Annotated in this window: 12 protein-coding genes; 7 read left to right on the forward strand and 5 right to left on the reverse strand. The window is 45.2% G+C overall.

Annotated elements, in window-relative coordinates; all coding sequences use genetic code 11:
• The first annotated feature begins 51 nt into the window (after window positions 1-51).
• The 3 genes from ampD (at window position 52) to Nant_RS01385 (ending at window position 3,719) form a co-directional block, all read left to right on the forward strand.
• Complete coding sequence (gene ampD, locus Nant_RS01375; RefSeq protein WP_420798921.1) at window positions 52-618, forward strand: 1,6-anhydro-N-acetylmuramyl-L-alanine amidase AmpD; 567 nt, start codon at window positions 52-54, stop codon at window positions 616-618.
• Between the two features lie 107 nt (window positions 619-725).
• A complete protein-coding gene (locus Nant_RS01380; RefSeq protein ID WP_054339853.1) occupies window positions 726-1,862 on the forward strand; it encodes an ABC transporter ATP-binding protein in 1,137 nt (378 codons plus the stop codon).
• A gap of 132 nt (window positions 1,863-1,994) precedes the next feature.
• Window positions 1,995-3,719 carry a PglL family O-oligosaccharyltransferase gene (locus Nant_RS01385; RefSeq protein WP_162224917.1) on the forward strand — a complete coding sequence of 575 codons (1,725 nt, stop codon included), beginning with the start codon at window positions 1,995-1,997 and terminating at the stop codon, window positions 3,717-3,719.
• Between the two features lie 56 nt (window positions 3,720-3,775).
• Here Nant_RS01385 and Nant_RS01390 read toward each other — a convergent pair whose 3' ends face one another.
• From Nant_RS01390 to Nant_RS01400, 3 genes are all read right to left on the reverse strand, one after another.
• A complete protein-coding gene (locus Nant_RS01390) occupies window positions 3,776-5,470 on the reverse strand; it encodes an ABC transporter permease (RefSeq protein ID WP_082400006.1) in 1,695 nt (564 codons plus the stop codon).
• A 113-nt stretch (window positions 5,471-5,583) separates the two neighbouring features.
• Window positions 5,584-6,612 carry a Fe(3+) ABC transporter substrate-binding protein gene (locus Nant_RS01395; protein WP_054339855.1) on the reverse strand — a complete coding sequence of 343 codons (1,029 nt, stop codon included), beginning with the start codon at window positions 6,610-6,612 and terminating at the stop codon, window positions 5,584-5,586.
• Window positions 6,613-6,869: 257 nt separating this feature from the next.
• Window positions 6,870-7,586, reverse strand: a complete 717-nt coding sequence (locus tag Nant_RS01400) for a 16S rRNA (uracil(1498)-N(3))-methyltransferase (protein ID WP_054339856.1) — start codon at window positions 7,584-7,586, stop codon at window positions 6,870-6,872.
• A gap of 170 nt (window positions 7,587-7,756) precedes the next feature.
• On the opposite strand from Nant_RS01400, the gene Nant_RS01405 reads away from it, so the two are divergent.
• Both Nant_RS01405 and phbB read left to right on the forward strand, forming a co-directional pair.
• Window positions 7,757-9,103, forward strand: coding sequence for an MATE family efflux transporter (locus Nant_RS01405; RefSeq protein ID WP_054339857.1), 1,347 nt, complete (start codon window positions 7,757-7,759; stop codon window positions 9,101-9,103).
• 231 nt (window positions 9,104-9,334) lie between these two features.
• A complete protein-coding gene (gene phbB / locus Nant_RS01410) occupies window positions 9,335-10,084 on the forward strand; it encodes an acetoacetyl-CoA reductase (protein WP_054339858.1) in 750 nt (249 codons plus the stop codon).
• Window positions 10,085-10,195: 111 nt separating this feature from the next.
• On the opposite strand, the gene Nant_RS01415 is transcribed toward phbB, so the two are convergent.
• Both Nant_RS01415 and Nant_RS01420 read right to left on the reverse strand, forming a co-directional pair.
• Window positions 10,196-13,099: a DUF349 domain-containing protein gene (locus tag Nant_RS01415; RefSeq protein ID WP_054339859.1), complete on the reverse strand. Its 2,904-nt coding sequence runs from the start codon at window positions 13,097-13,099 to the stop codon at window positions 10,196-10,198.
• 204 nt (window positions 13,100-13,303) lie between these two features.
• Window positions 13,304-13,732, reverse strand: a complete 429-nt coding sequence (locus Nant_RS01420) for a YchJ family protein (RefSeq protein ID WP_054339860.1) — start codon at window positions 13,730-13,732, stop codon at window positions 13,304-13,306.
• 84 nt (window positions 13,733-13,816) lie between these two features.
• Here Nant_RS01420 and sbcB point away from each other — a divergent pair, with 84 nt between their 5' ends.
• Window positions 13,817-15,271, forward strand: a complete 1,455-nt coding sequence (gene sbcB / locus Nant_RS01425) for an exodeoxyribonuclease I (RefSeq protein ID WP_054339861.1) — start codon at window positions 13,817-13,819, stop codon at window positions 15,269-15,271.
• Window positions 15,272-15,279: 8 nt separating this feature from the next.
• Window positions 15,280-15,759: a hypothetical protein gene (locus Nant_RS01430; RefSeq protein ID WP_143773592.1), complete on the forward strand. Its 480-nt coding sequence runs from the start codon at window positions 15,280-15,282 to the stop codon at window positions 15,757-15,759.
• Window positions 15,760-15,810 lie beyond the last annotated feature (51 nt).

A 15,810-nucleotide genomic window follows, 5' to 3' on the forward strand; every position in this document is an offset into this window, starting at 1 on the left:
TATTTTAAGCTTTATATTTTAAACGAATAGCATCAAAGCGAGTAGGGTAGTGTGTTGAAAACAGCATTTAAAATCGATAACGGGCGTTTGTCAGGCAGCCGCTGGTGCCCTTCTCCTAATTATAATGCGCGTGTGGTCGATGCCGATATTGATTTGCTGGTGATCCATAATATCAGTTTGCCGCCAGCGCAGTTTGAGAATGGCTATATTGAAGCCTTTTTTCAGAACTGTTTACCCGTAGCCGATCATCCCTACTTTGCAACCATTGCCGATGCGACCGTATCGGCGCATCTGCTCATTGCGCGGGATGGTGGCGTTACCCAGTTTGTTAATTTGAATGATAGGGCCTGGCATGCCGGCGTTTCTTGTTTTCAGGGGCGTGAAAATTGTAATGATTTCTCTATCGGCATTGAGATGGAAGGCACGGATACATTGCCTTATAGTTTCTCGCAATACAGTGTCTTAGCTGCTGTGACGTCGGCTATTCAGAAGGCTTATCCGTGTATTGGTCTGGACTCGATCATCGGACATCTTGATATTGCACCTGAGCGAAAAACAGATCCGGGAGAGTCTTTCAATTGGCCATATTATTTTCAGTTGATACAAGATTCCGTGTGATTTGTGGTGCTATTTTTGGTATAAATGCAGTGTTTGATTAGCGCTATAAATGATTCTTATTTTCATTTATTATAAACTTTCTTATTTTTCCTATCTGGTTTTTTTTCATGTCTTCACGGAACTCTTCATTGCATTCTGCTGCTTCTGCGTCCTTTCCTGAACAGCTTTCTACACCTTTGTTAACAGTAGAATCCCTTTCTTGCGCGTATGCTGATCATCTGATCGTTAGTGAGGTGAGTTTTTCAATCAAAGAGGGTGAGATCGCTTGTTTGTTAGGGCCGAGTGGTTGTGGAAAAACCACATTATTGCGCGCATTAGCGGGTTTTAATACGGTTGCTGCAGGCTCTATTGTGATGCAGGGGAGTGAAATCTCTTCGATGGCTGCCACCTTGCCACCGGAAAAGCGTCAGATGGGCATGGTGTTTCAGGATTATGCGCTTTTTCCTCACCTCAGTGTCGCCGATAATATTGCCTTTGGCTTGAAGAGTAAAAACCGCATAGAAAGAAATGCTATTATTTTATCGATGCTGGAGCTGGTACGCTTGCCGGATCTGTCAAAGCGTTATCCCCACGAGCTTTCTGGCGGACAGCAGCAGCGTGTTGCATTGGCCCGCGCGTTAGCTTCACGGCCACGTTTGTTGTTAATGGATGAGCCGTTTTCTAATCTGGACACTGAGATGCGTAAAGAGCTCTCGTTAGAGGTAAGAGATATTATTAAACAGCAGGGAATTGCGGCGGTGGTGGTAACACATGATCAGGAAGAAGCTTTTGTCATCAGCGATGTGCTGGGTATTTTAGCGGATGGTAAACTGCAACAATGGGGCACCGCTGAATCACTTTACTACCAGCCGGAAACAGTACAGGTGGCAAAATTTGTCGGTGAAGGTGAATTATTTGCGGGAGTTTGTGTATCACCCACCCGCGTGCAGACAGAGCTGGGCCTGTTGGAATTTGCTGAGCCTCTCTTAGCCGAACCGATATTATTAGCAGCACAGCAGTCGGTCAATCTGTTTATTCGCCCGGCGGATATTTCACCGGTTGTTTGTACTGAAGCTCATACCAAAGCGCACACCAAAGCACGGGTACTGTCTCGGGAGTTTATGGGCGAGGCTACGCGTTATAATCTGCAACTGGACTCAGGTCGCACTGTGTCGGCTTTAGTCAGAGAGTTATTGCCCTTCAAGATTGACGATGTGGTGGGTGTAGACGTTGCCGTGCATCGGCCTATTGTTTTTCCTGTTTAATAGACTGTCTTAATAGATTTCTGTGTGGATTATTGACGTCTGCCCATATTAGTAAGACGTGAAAGTAAATTTATCAATAAAAATATTTTTAAGCGCTGACTGATGGCGACCTTTACACGTGAGGAATTTTTTTTGACTGCTTTTTTTATTGCTATTATTGGTGTTTTCTTTTCGGCTTTTTATTTTCAGCCTAATCTAGGGGGGGAGGGGCTGTTTCTGCCTTTTAATTCAGTGGTGTGGATAACAGTGGCGATTGTCGTTATTTTAGCCGTTTGGCGTATGTGGCAGCAGCAGATGATTCGCTTACCTGCTTTTTGGGGCTGGATATTGGCGATGCCGTTATTGATCCTATTAACAGGGTTTATCGTAGGCATGGAGCAACCGCTCTCCTGGATGTTGCGTATCTCGGCTATATTTCTTGGTTTTTTGTTCTTTTTTTCTCTGTTTCAATTCAATGTCCGGCGTCACACTCTCCAAAATGCGCTTTATATCCTCTGCGGGGCGTTTACATTGCATGGCTTGGTAGGAGTGATACAGCTACTACCCGGATCGTTGATATCTGGAATAATACCGAATATGGCCAGTCAAATCCCTATCGGTATGTTTCAGCAACCCAACTTGCAAGCTAGCCTTATGGCAACAGCCGTCGGGCTTTCGGTTTATCTGTTGAGTACACCGGACTTTCGATCTCGCCCTGTATTAGCTAAGTCGCTTTTGCTTTTATGTCTGCTGTTATCCTCATTTGTGCTGCTGAGTGCAGGTTCCCGTGTTGGCTTGTTGGGAGGAGGGGCCGCACTACTATTGATGGTCTCATGTCGCCTTAATTTACTGAAACGTAATGCGCGTTGGTCGTTAGCGATGCTCGTAGTATTGCTCGTTGGTGGTGTAGGAGGACTGATCATTAATGATGGGGCATTGCGCGCCTATTCAAAAATGGAAACGCTGGCTGAAGAGGGGCAAGATATACGTCAGCATGTTTACCGTATCAGCTGGCAGGCGATTAAAGATAAGCCTCTGTTGGGGCATGGGATTGGTAGTTTTCAAACTGCTTTTCATGAAAAAGCCGCTGAATATCAACTTGAAAATGAGAATTTCAAGCTCACTACGCAATTTAGTCATCCTCATAATGAACTGCTACTGTGGGGTGTGGAAAGTGGGATCGTTGGGTTGCTGGCCTTTCTTTGTGCAGTCGTTACGGTGCTGCTGCAGTTATTCAAGCTGGGGTGGCAACGTGGCGGTGCTATGGCTGCACTTTTGCTACCCATAGCCTTGCATACACAGGTTGAGCTCCCTTTTTATATATCGGCTTATCATTGGGTGGTTTTTTTATTCTTATTGTTTATTACTTTCCAGTCTGGACATAAAACATACCCTTTACATATGAGTATTGCTGCCGGGTGGATGATCAGAAGTGTATCGGTCCTGCTGCTGGCTATTGTGGTTGTTTTTTGCGGTTCTTCGCTCTATTACTCTCAACGAATCGCTTATGTGGTTTATTCAGGCGAGGATCGGTTTACTGAGCTTAGCTCCATTAGTAAGCACCCCTACTTTACGGATATAGCCATGCGTTTGTTATTGGCGAATCTTTCTAAAGCGGAAAGGGTTACGCATGACACAGCGATAACTTTGGAGTATGTGAAATGGATGGAAACTTATCTTAAGTCTAACCCCGATGTTGGCGTGTTCGTCGACTTGATTCGGGTTTACGATTACCTGGGTGATTCGGTGCAGATGCAGCGTGTTATTAAGCGTGCTCTGTATTTTTATAATGATCAGCCCTTAATACTACAGGCGGTAGAGGATCTGCAAAAGAACGCTTCGAATCAGGCCGATGCCTCTGCGCTGATAGCGCCTTGAGGCGATAGCTGTCGACTTGTTATAAAATTGCTGTCGCTGTTATAAAGCAGTCGTTTCTAATGTGCTGAGCGTGTCCCGGTAATCGATTTGCTCAGCAGTATCACCGGAATAATCCCCACCAGAACAATTAACAGAGCCGCCAGTGCACACTGTTCCAGTTGTTCGTCTGAGGCATACTGATAAACAAAGGTTGCCAGCGTATCGTAATTGAAGGGTCGTAAGATCAGGGTGGCGGGTAGTTCTTTCATGCAATCGACAAAAACAACCAGCATGGCGGTAAGTAATCCGCCTTTGATCAGTGGAAAGTGAACTTTTAGCAGCGTCTTTCCAGGTGACATCCCTAATGAACGGGCTGCCATATCCATAGTGGGGGTGACTTTACTCAGCGAGCTGTCTACCGCACCGGTGGCTACGGCGAGAAAACGCACACAGTAGGCAAACATCACTGCAAATACGGTACCGCTCAGCAGCAGCCCTGTTGATAGGTTAAATTGACTGCGCATGATGGCATCAACCCAGTTATCAAAGGCGGCCAATGGGATGATGACACCAATGGCCAGCACTGCGCCAGGTAACGCATAGCCAAGGCTGGAAAAACGCACGGCTGATGTTAATCCGATACGTTTAGGGTTTAAGCGTTTTGCATAAGTTAATAATACGGCCAGCACTAAGCATAAAAGGGCTGCTCCACCGGAGAGCAGAAAACTATGGCTGGCGTGTTGTAAGAAGTCCGTCGTAAAAAACTGATCGAGATGGCTGGCGGAATAGACGAGCAGTAGTATGACCGGAATGATAAACCCCAGTAAAATCGGTATCAGGCAAGCCATAAAGGCCAGAATTCCACGGGTGCCACGTAGAGGGTATACCTGAATAGCTTTGAAGCGGTCAGTACTGTGAAATTGTTTTTGTTTGGCGCGGGCAACGCGTTCGAGCGTGATGAGTACCACGACGAAGATCATCATCATGGTGGCAATTTGTGCAGCGCCGCCCAGGTTGCCCATGTTAAGCCAGGTGTCATAAATCCCAGCGCTCATGCTTTGTACTGCAAAATAATCTACCGTACCGAAATCGTTGAGTGTTTCCATTGAAACTAATGATAGCCCTACGGCTATAGACGGGCGGGCGATTGGCAGAGATATACGGTAAAAGCTCTGCCACGGCGTGCAGCCCATCAGGCGGCTGGCATCTTTCAGGCTCATGGATTGTTCAAGAAATGCCGCACGTGACATCAGGTAAACATAAGGATAAAGCACCAGCGTCAGCATTGTGATGGCGCCCGGCAGCGATCGGATGTGTGGAAACCAGTAATCTCTGGCGCTTTGCCAGCCAAAAATATCACGTAAAAACCCTTGTACGGGGCCTGCAAACTCTAATAAGTCTGTATAGATATAAGCAATGACGTAAGCGGGTACAGCAAAAGGCAACAACAGCGCCCATTCAAAGTATCGTTTACCCGGAAATTGACACATAGTGACGAGCCAGGCCGTCGTGACACCAATAATTACCGAAAACGACGCGACGCCAATCATGAGTTGCAGCGTGGTGATAATGTAGACAGGCAGAACGGTATCAGCCAGATGGCGCCAGATATTTTCTTCCGGAAAAAGTGCCAGATAAAATACAGCAAGTACCGGAAGCGCGACCAATAAGGCAGCGCCCCAGCTACTGATGTACCAGCCGGTGCTATTACTTGCGCCAGTAGGGCGTGTAATAAAGCTTTTAGTTGAGCTTGAAATTAAATGTGTATTCATTGGCCAAAACAATAAAACGATAGCCGCGAAGACTATCGTTTTGGTTAATTAAAGTCACTAGCACATTAGTAAATTAACGCGCTGAAGACCACATTGATAACGAAGCTGCAGGCCTAGTTATCAAAACCAACTTTATCAACCAGCTTGGCGGCGGCTGAACGTTGTGCAGAAACTTCTTGCAGGTTGATTGAGTCACCTTTGAAGTTACTCATGTATTTTTCGATCAACGCTGAACGCGGTGTATCAGGGCGCACCGGAAACTCGAAGTTAGCATCGGCATAGTAGCGTTGTGCCTGTTCTTGAGTAAGGAACTCAATCAGCTTTTTAGCGGCTTCAGGATGCGGAGCATATTTAGTCACGCCTGCACCTGAAATGTTCATGTGAGTGCCGCGGTCATTCTGATTTGGAAACACCAGATTGACCGATTCAGCCCATGCTTTTTGTTCAGGTTCTTTTTCGTTGGTCAGCATGTGTCCGAAATAGTAGGAGTTTCCAAGCGCCAGATCACATACGCCTTCTTTAATTGCTTTTACCTGAGCGCGGTCATTTCCCTGTGGTTTCTGAGCGAGGTTTTCTTTGACAGCGCTTAACCATATTTCGGCTTCTGCTTCGCCGTGATGTGCGATCATGCTGCCGATCAGAGAGAGGTTATACGTGTGTTTACCGCTACGTGTACAGATACGGCCTTTCCATTTAGGATCAGCCAGCTCTTCGTATGAAGTGATTTCGCCTTCTTTAACACGGTCTTTTGATGCATAAATGAGGCGCGCCCGTGATGTTAAACCGATCCAGCGACCTTCAGGATCACGGTATTGTGCCGGTACATTTTGATTAACAATATCGCTGGACAGTGGTGCAAACAGATCTTTTTCGGTGGCATCAAACAGTGGTCCTATATCTGACGTCAGTAAGATGTCAGCAGGTGAGTTACGGCCTTCATGCTCTAAACGTTCCAGTAATCCTTTTTTTGCAAAAACCACGTTGGTTTTAATGCCGGTCTGTTCTGAAAAAGCTTTCAATAAAGGCTCAATAAGAAAGGTCTGGCGATAAGAATATATATTCACTTCCTCGGCCTGTGCTGCGGTATTGAAAGTCAGCGCTGTGGTTAGGGTGGCAAAAGCAAACAGAGATTTACGCAACATGGTTATATCCTACTGGTTGAAAAATAATGTTAAAAACACACATGATCAAAACATTTTGTTGAACGCATTATTTAAACTTTCTAATTCAAGCTATTTAATTAAATAAGCGGCTAAACGGTAACGCGAATTATTATCGTTAAGATAGGAGTTGTTGTCAATGCGGATGCGTATAATTCTCACTACCATTCTCTTATAAGTTTATATTATTTGATTCATATCATATAACCGAGGGCGCCCGCTATTATCTTTCATGCCCGTTAGAGGGTAGGGAATAGACGCGATAAAATAGCGGGTATCGCTGTTTCTACGCGTAAGATGCGTTGCCCCACATGAAAAGGAGTCAGCCCTGCTTGCTTTAGCTTTTCGACTTCGTAGGGGATAAATCCTCCTTCGGGACCGATAGCGAGGGTGGTAGGGCAGAGGCCGGGCTCTGGGCATTCGATGGCATAATACGGATGGGCAACCAATCCTCGTGTGTTGGCGCAGATGGCAGGTAGTTCGTCTTCTACAAACGGTTTGAAGCGCTTTCGGACGTGCACCACCGGCATGTGTGTATCCATTGCTTGCTCAAGGCCAAGCTGAAGTTGCTCATTAATCGCATTTTCTGCCAGTAAGGGAGACGACCAGTAGCTTTTATCGACACGGTAGCTATGCAGCAGATACAGTTCTTTGACACCCATTGTGCTGATGGTTTGTAAAATACGTTTGAGCATTTTTGGTCTGGGTAACGCAAGTAGCAATGTAAGGGGTAGTTGTGCAGGAGCTGCTTGCGTCAATGATATCTCAAGTGTTACTTGTGTATCGTCAATGCTGATGACCTGGCCGGTGCCGCTTAAGCCGTTTATTTGGCCTACACGCAAGGACGAGTCAGGCTGCGCTTTATGTATGTCAACTATGTGTTTATGGCGTCTGTCACGCAGGCAGATGCGATTATGAGCGCAGAAGTCACTTTCATTAAAAAGAATCAGGTTCATTAATTATCCGCTTGCTGGTACTTGATAGATGTTCTTACTGGATGTACTTGCCAGATGTGTTCCTATAGTTACATATCATGAACACATTCTTCTATTATGATCGTTTTTCTTTTACTTATCAGCCGTTAGAATAGCCCCTTGTTTTTTAAGTACAGAGAGCCGCGCCTTCTATGGCCACGCCAAATTTACTGCAAGATACGATTCGACCTACGTTGCTTCGAATGACTCTGCCGATGATGGTGGGTATCGTGAGCCTAATGTTGTTTAACCTTGCTGATATTTATTTTGTCTCTTTATTGGGTACCGCGCCGATGGCGGCGCTGGCATTTACCTTTCCGGTGACTTTTTCAGTGGTGAGCTTGGCGATTGGTTTTGGTATCGGTACCTCGGCTATATTAGCCCGCTTGATTGGTGAGGGACAACAGGAAAAAGCGGCAGAGCTGGCAACGGATAATCTGATGATGACGCTATTGTTGGTATTGGGCATCAGCTTAATAGCGCAGTTTTTCATGACGCCGTTGTTCACACTCATGGGAGCGACTGAAGAGCAGTTGCCCTACATTCTGGCGTACATGAATATCTGGTGGTTCGGTGCCGTATTTTTGGTCACTAATATGGTGGCCAACAGTGTATTGCGTGCCAGGGGTGATACAAAAACCCCGGCATTAGTGATGGCTGTTTCCTCCGTACTGAATATGCTGTTGGATCCATTGCTGATATTTGGTTGGGGGCCCGTGCCCGCGATGGGTATTCAGGGAGCCGCTATGGCGAGTGTTATTGCCTGGACGGGTATTTTTATTGTCGTAATATACGTGCTGTATCAGCGTTATAAACTAATCATATTGATGCGACCTATAGCACGTAGAGTGTTCGGCCATTGGCTTACCGTGATGAAGATTGGTGTGCCTGCTGCCTTATCAAACATGATGACACCGATCGCTGGAGGTGTATTGACTGCGATGGTAGCGCAGCATGGTGCGGAAGCCGTAGCTGCTTTCGGGGTGGGGAATCGTCTCGAATCATTGTCATTGCTGGTGTGTTTGGCATTGTCTATGACGCTACCGCCTTTTGTAAGCCAGAACTTTGGTGCGGGGCATATTCATCGAGTGATTACCGCGTATCAGGGGGCGATAAAATTTGCCTTGATATGGCAATTATTAGTATTTGTACTGCTCTGGATATTCAGGGAATCCATAGCCGACTTGTTCGCTGCCTCTGAGTTGATTAAAGCTCCGTTACTGATGTGGCTGAGTATTGTGCCGTTAGGCTTTGGCATGCAGGCCGTTATTTTCTTGAGCGCTTCGACACTGAATGCACTTCATCAGCCTTTACGGGCCATGCGTATCAGTATTTTGCGTTTGTTTGTTTTCTTCATTCCTATGGCATGGATCGCCAATGAAGTGTGGGGCCTGCAGGGGATGTTCGTGGCGTTTGTATTAGCCAACAGTGCCGCATCATTGGTCGCTTATCGTGTTGTTAGCCAATTATTGGTTGTAAAATGTGGCTCACAACAATAGTCTTGGCTTTTCAGGCATTAAGTTAGTATTCAGGAATTTTCAGTTTTTAGAATGACAGGTTGTATCATTATTCGTTCATATTTAAGCATTATGCTTAAGGCTATAAACCAAAAGTCATATTATTAAAGTGAAGTCTTAGGTCTATGATCAAGCTCATTACAGACAAACAAAATAAACAATAGTAAATAAAATCAATATAACAAAATAATTTTAAAGAGAAGGGATGTGATTATGGGTAAGTTGGTTGCTCTTGTAACAGGTGGTACTGGTGGATTGGGCGCTTCAATATGCCGGACTCTGGCAGATAAAGGTTTCACAGTAGTTGCCGGTTATAACAGCGGTGGTAATCACGAAAAAGCAAAAGCGTGGCAAGCTGAACAAAAAGCAGATGGCTACGATATCCATGTTGCTTATGGTGATGTTACTAATACCGCTTCGTGTGAAGCATGTGTTGCTACCATTCAGGAATTGACGGGTGGTACGGTAGATGTGCTGGTTAACAATGCCGGTATTACCCGCGATGGACAGTTCAAGAAAATGAGCTGGGAACAGTGGGATGAAGTGATGTCAGCGAATCTGGACTCTATGTTCCATATGACTCGTCTGGTTATCAATCCGATGCTGGCAAAAGGCTTTGGTCGCGTTATCAATATTTCATCTGTTAATGCTCAGAAAGGTCAGTTCGGCCAGTGTAACTACTCTGCTGCTAAAGCGGGTATTCATGGTTTTACGAAAGCATTGGCTCAGGAAGTTGCTTCTAAGGGCGTTACTGTCAACACAGTATCTCCTGGTTATGTCATGACGCCGATGGTAGCGAAAATAGCTGTTGAAGTTCAGCAGAAAATTTGTTCTACCATTCCTGTGGGTCGTTTTGGTACACCAGAAGAGATTGGCCGCATCGTAACATTCCTGGCTGAAGAAGAGTCTGGATATATTACGGGTGCTGATCTGTCTATCAATGGTGGCTTGCACATGTCTTAATGACATCGGTTTAGTTACAAAAAAACCCGCGAATTTCGCGGGTTTTTTATGCTCTGGCTTTATCAAAGCCAGTCTCGTAATGGGCGTCGTAATGACAGTAGAGGGCGCGTATTAATTGAACACGGTGTCTATTAAGGTTTGGAGGCGCTGGTTCAACGCTTCGTTAGCGTAGCGGAAGGGAACCGATAATGACTCAAATTCCAACTTTTTGATATCGGTCAGATTCACAGATTGCTGCTGATCCAATGCTTGCTGTAATCGCTGCATCAGGTATTCCATACGTAATACCTGATCGTGCTCCGGTGATGGCAGGCTGAGTGCGATCTCCAAACGGATACAGATTTTACGTAGCTCTCGATCTGAGTTGCAAAGCAGAGTTTCAAGATTAGCTTCATCTGCGGCTATCAATTCAATTTGGTTGCGTCGACTGATTAGTTTCTCATTTAAGCTGCTACCAGCATTCAGCGTCCAACCCGCAAAGAAATCCTCAAGGGGTTGCACTAAGGGGTTCTTGAGAATGTTTTCTTCGAACCGATCGCATAAGTCTGAATGGAATAACAAGCTCTGGCTATCTTTATGTTCTGTTAGCCTGGTAAGTGCTTTCGTTTGTTGTTCCAGACAGCGTGCGGCTTGGTTGAACTTCTCAATATCTTGAGACGGCAATGATTCGCTATATAGCTCAATGAGCTGACGCGCTTCATTGAGTCGGTTAAGTTTTGTCCGGGTATGCAATGGAGCTTCTGCAAAGGTCAGCAGTTCATCTGTGATCATCTGAAGTTGTAATTTTGCAGAGTGCATCGCTTCACGTGAGGGCGATTGTTCTTGCAACCTCTGGAAGATAGTGTCGCAGTGCTCGCGGAATGTTTTCCAGAGTTTTCTTTCCTGGCTATGGAATGTTGGGCCGCATTCTTTCCAGTCTTTTTGTAATTTTTTAGCCTGTTCAGCTGCCGCAACTACATCTTCTGAGGCAGTTAACGCTTCTGCATCGATGATTAGTTGTGCTTTGCTGGCCATTGAACATTCTTTTGCTTCCTGAAAGTGTGCTTCAGCGTCTTGAAGCAAGGCATTAAACTTGGTTTGTAAGGCTTGTCCCGGATTACGGTCAACGGGTACAAAGCGTCGCCATTCAGTCTTGGCGGCTTGAATTATTTGTTCAATCGCACGCCAGTCAGATGTATCCCACTCTATCTGCTGTAGGTAGGCGGCGACTTCTTTATAAATAAGTTCTTTTTGTTGCAGGTTGTAACTGCGTGCTTCATTTTGTTTTCCAAAAAAGACTTCGCAAGGCTCGTAGGCTTTATCGGAGGCTGTTTTGAAGCGCTTCCAGGTTGTTTGCGAATGGAACGGATCAGTCGCATCCAGCATTTTCCACTGTTGCTGGAATGCTTTAATCTGTTTGGCTTTTTCCTGCGCGGGTAAATCCTGAAAAATCAGGTTTTCCATATCAAGACATAGCTGGTCTTTTTTCGGTGTGACAGCGAAGCCTTGCCAATCTTTTAGCTCATCAAGACGGGTCTGCAGACTTTTAAATTGTTGCTCAAGCTGCGAATTTATCGCGCCATTTGATTGCGAGGTTAGCTGTGAAAATAGTTCGGTGGCTTTACGTGAGGTCTTATCGGCTGCTTTGATAACGCCGTTATCAATCGCTGACTCGAGTTGTTCGAGTTGCGTTTGCAGTTTTTTAGACAGCTCAGCTGTTTTCTGGGTGTGTTGCTGTTGTTCATCCGTCAGCTGTAAAATAAGTCGATCTAATTCCAACAATGGCTCAGGGCGCTCAACGGGTACTGGCCATGCTGTTTTTTTCAGAACTGTTTTCGCCTGTTTCAGCTGCTGTGATGTGGTTTTTTTCTGATAAACAGGTTGCTTAGTCGTCGCCAAAAAAGCAGAAATATCGGCAAGTTTTACATCTATGGAACTGGCATGTTTGAGAATGCCGGAGAATTTTTGCTGAAGTTGATTAAAAGTTTTTTGTTGAGCCCCGGAAGTATCGTCAGTGATAGTCATCCATTGTGTTTGGTAGACTTCAAACTGAAGAGTATGCGCAGAAATACTATTGTCTTGCCCTTCGGTTAAGAGTCCTTCAGTTAAGAATCCTTGGGTTAAGTGCTCTTCTGTGGGGGTGGCTGCGATGGGAGCTGATTCTAATGACGTGATGAAGGCTTGCAGTTGTTCCAATAATTCGTCTGCTGTGATGCGTACCAACGCTATACGCTCATGCTCTTGCTTTTCTTCAGCGGCCTTATCGTTGATAAGTTTAATACGCTCTTTGCAGGTATCGATCGCTTCAGAAAACTGCGGTTGATAAGTAGCCGTTACAGACTCTCCCAGTGCTTGCCATTCTTGAGAGATAACCTCAGATTTTGCAGCATAGAGGGGTTGCCATACACCGTTGGCGAGGCTTTTTATTTGCTCAAGTATATTTTCGGCAAGGGCATGTCGTGCCTGTTGCTGCTTTTCTTGTTCGCGTAATGCGTTGGATTTATCACGCATCATATGGTAAATCGTTTTGTCTTTTTGGCGCGTTATTTTCAGCAATTTCTCAATAATATCGGGATCGGTAATGCGCTCTGCAGCGGTTTTACGAATGCTAATAGGTGCCGTAGACGTGGCAATATCCAAAAGTTGATTCTGATTGTCGACTTGCTGAATCAGGCTGGATTGCAAATCCGGAAAATGCGTTTGGCACACAACGCGCCAAACGGCGGGCTTATTGCTGCAGTGCTGGAGTCTATCAAACGATCTTTCCGGATGATCCTCTGCATTCAATTTATGCGTTAGCTGCTTTTCAATAATATCCGAATCAGATGCTGACTGTTCCAGCAGATCAATGAGGTTATTAATACTAGCAATCTGTTCGATTGCCGTTTGTCTGACTATATGGTCAGGATCTTTAGTGACCAACACCGAGAGAATGTGAAATTCATCGACACAATCATCGCTTAATTTTTTGGCGGCAGTTGATCGGATAGCTGGATTTGTATGTTGCCATTTAGGCTTAAAAAACTTTGATAACATTAAAAGATATTCTTGTATTAGCAAATACTGGATGACAGGAATCCAGATGAATGGGGATGCTTATACTAACGGTGATAGGGCCGTCAGTTAAAGCCTTGATAAATAAGTTTTAAAAAGGGGGGAGAGCCCCCATATTTTACTGTTTGGCTTATAGCCAGATGCTCAACATAAGCCTCAGAATATAACTATAAAAGGATATTCGTATCAGGTAGCTGATCTGACATCGACTTCTCCATCAACGTAATACCATTGGCCATTTTTGGCGTAGAAGTTAGAACGCTCATGCAATATGCAGTGCTCTTCATCTGTTTCAAATTTCGCTTCAAATTCAACTACGCCTTTAGAGTCTCCTTTATGACCTGCTTCTTTATCGAGTATTGTCAGTCCTGTCCATGTCGTGAACTGGATCTGTTCGGCAATAATGGCACGATCAATGACATCTCTTTTTTCAGGAGCGGTGGTATCAATAAGATAATCAATAGCACCTAATGCAAAGGCAGTATAACGGCTGCGCATGAGTTGCTCGGCGGTAGGAGCAGGTTTTTGACCTTCAATATAGGGCTCGCAACAATAAGCAAATGGCTTTTCTGATCCACACGGGCAACGTTGTTCTGTTGTTTGACTAGTCAGCATATGTAATCCTCCCTATCAGACCTGTTACTATTCGCATTTATTATAGCCTGCTTAGTCAGCATATATCACGGATATTTGAATACAATGACACCGGAACGCACTTTTTTTTGGCACGATTATGAAACCTTCGGTATCGATCCTAAGAGAGATCGTCCCGTACAATTTGCCGGGGTTCGCACCGATGAACACTTCAACATCATAGGTGAACCTATGATGTTATTTTGTAAACCTGCCGATGATGTCTTGCCTAATCCTCAGGCCTGTTTGATTACCGGGATTACGCCCCAGAAAGCGATCCGTGAGGGTGTCAATGAGGCTGAATTTATTGACCGGATAAATGCGGAGCTGTCTCAGCCTGGTACCTGTGGGGTCGGTTATAATAGTATCCGTTTCGATGATGAAGTCACACGTTATACCTTGTATCGTAATTTTCACGATGCCTATGCCAGAGAGTGGCAAAATGGCTGCTCGCGCTGGGATATTATCGATATGTTACGTCTGACACGGGCGCTCAGGCCGGAAGGTATTGTGTGGCCAAACCATGAGGATGGCACACCCAGTCTTAAATTAGAGGACCTGACAAAAGCGAATGGCATCGACCATGGGCGTGCGCACGATGCTTTGTCTGATGTGTATGCAACGATTGATATGGCTAAGCTGGTGAAGCACAAGCAACCAAAATTGTATGATTTTGTGTTGTCTAACAAAGATAAAGTATCGGCTCAGCGGATGTTGGATGTGGCGTCTATGAAGCCGGTTATCCATGTCTCATCCCGTTATTCCACAGCCTTAGGTAATTTGGCGGTTGTTGCACCGATTGCTCATCATCCGGTGAACAAAAACAGTACATTGGTATGGGATTTGCGTGTTGATCCTGCACCGTTGCTCTCCTTATCTGTTGAAGAGATACGCCACTTTATGTATCTGCCTGCGAGTCAGCGTTCCGCCGCAGATCCCGTTATTGCGTTAAAACAGGTACATGCGAATAAATGCCCAATATTGGCACCGGCGACTATGCTCAATAAAGAAGAAGCAGCCCGTTTAGCGATTGATGGAGAGGCGTGCCGGGTTCATTTGTCTATATTGAGAAATGCACCTGAATTAAAAGCGAAACTGGCCGACATAATGAGTGAAGCGGATTTTAAAACAGATGGAGATCCGGATCACATGTTGTATTCGGGTGGTTTTTTTAATGATTCAGATAAGAAAGCAATGCAGTTGCTTCGCGAGAGTGATCCGCAGGCTCTGGCTGAAATAGAGCTGGCTTTTCAGGATCCTCGTCTTGAGGAAATGTTGTTCCGCTATCGTGCCAGAAATTACCCTTTGACCTTGAGTGATGAAGAACAGGCTCAATGGGAGCAATACCGGAGTGATAAGTTGCTAATTGCAGATAAGCGAGGGCTGTTAACGATGAAGGCATTTTATGAGCAGTTAAATGCGCTGTATCAGAAGGCAGAATTAAGTACGCCTGATCGAGAGATTCTTGAGGAGCTGGCTATCTACGCTGAGTCAATTTATCCCATGGAAGAGTCGTGGTAAACCCATTAATGGGGGTAGCATGTTTACGCTGCTCTCTTGGTGATGCTGTAAGCCGCTATGCTGGTAAAGCTGCGTTAGTGTTCATGATTGCTAGCGTGACTATGCAGCAGTCTGCGCTGGCAGCGGATGATTCGATCTCGTATGAGGTGGTTCTGCCGCATGGCTATTTAGAGGGAAGTGATGACGGTAGAACGGCTTACATGGGAAAAGATCGGGGTGTTTTTGATAAAGAACGAATGAATGAAGTTATTTATCAAGATAATCCTTCCGATTTACCTCCGCCAACAGTGGTCGCATACTCTCCACTGTCTAAGGTTCAGATGATTTGGGTAGAGAAGGTATCAGCTAAGCCAGAACTGAAAGGCGAAGATGCGATTTATCAGCGCATCTCCGACGATCAGGGTAAAGAAAAATGTCTCTGGGAACCTGATTCCTGTGATTCTGAAATCAGTTCCCGGCAGCGTCGTAACATTATCACCTCAGATTAAATCACACTGTTGCTATATGGTTACGATATAGCTGCCACCACTGTTATAAAA

The organism is Neptunomonas antarctica (assembly GCF_001305295.1).
GTDB classification, from domain to species: domain Bacteria; phylum Pseudomonadota; class Gammaproteobacteria; order Pseudomonadales; family Balneatricaceae; genus Neptunomonas; species Neptunomonas antarctica.

Excerpts from the sequence above, each read along its gene's own strand:
- Nant_RS01380 (WP_054339853.1), top strand. The coding sequence starts at position 726 with ATGTCTTCACGGAACTCTTCATTGCATTCTGCTGCTTCTGCGTCCTTT.
- Nant_RS01390 (WP_082400006.1), bottom strand. The coding sequence starts at position 5,470 with ATGAATACACATTTAATTTCAAGCTCAACTAAAAGCTTTATTACACGC.
- Nant_RS01395 (WP_054339855.1), bottom strand. The coding sequence starts at position 6,612 with ATGTTGCGTAAATCTCTGTTTGCTTTTGCCACCCTAACCACAGCGCTG.
- Nant_RS01400 (WP_054339856.1), bottom strand. The coding sequence starts at position 7,586 with ATGAACCTGATTCTTTTTAATGAAAGTGACTTCTGCGCTCATAATCGC.
- Nant_RS01405 (WP_054339857.1), top strand. The coding sequence starts at position 7,757 with ATGGCCACGCCAAATTTACTGCAAGATACGATTCGACCTACGTTGCTT.
- phbB (WP_054339858.1), top strand. The coding sequence starts at position 9,335 with ATGGGTAAGTTGGTTGCTCTTGTAACAGGTGGTACTGGTGGATTGGGC.
- Nant_RS01415 (WP_054339859.1), bottom strand. The coding sequence starts at position 13,099 with ATGTTATCAAAGTTTTTTAAGCCTAAATGGCAACATACAAATCCAGCT.
- Nant_RS01420 (WP_054339860.1), bottom strand. The coding sequence starts at position 13,732 with ATGCTGACTAGTCAAACAACAGAACAACGTTGCCCGTGTGGATCAGAA.
- sbcB (WP_054339861.1), top strand. The coding sequence starts at position 13,817 with ATGACACCGGAACGCACTTTTTTTTGGCACGATTATGAAACCTTCGGT.
- Nant_RS01430 (WP_143773592.1), top strand. The coding sequence starts at position 15,280 with ATGGGGGTAGCATGTTTACGCTGCTCTCTTGGTGATGCTGTAAGCCGC.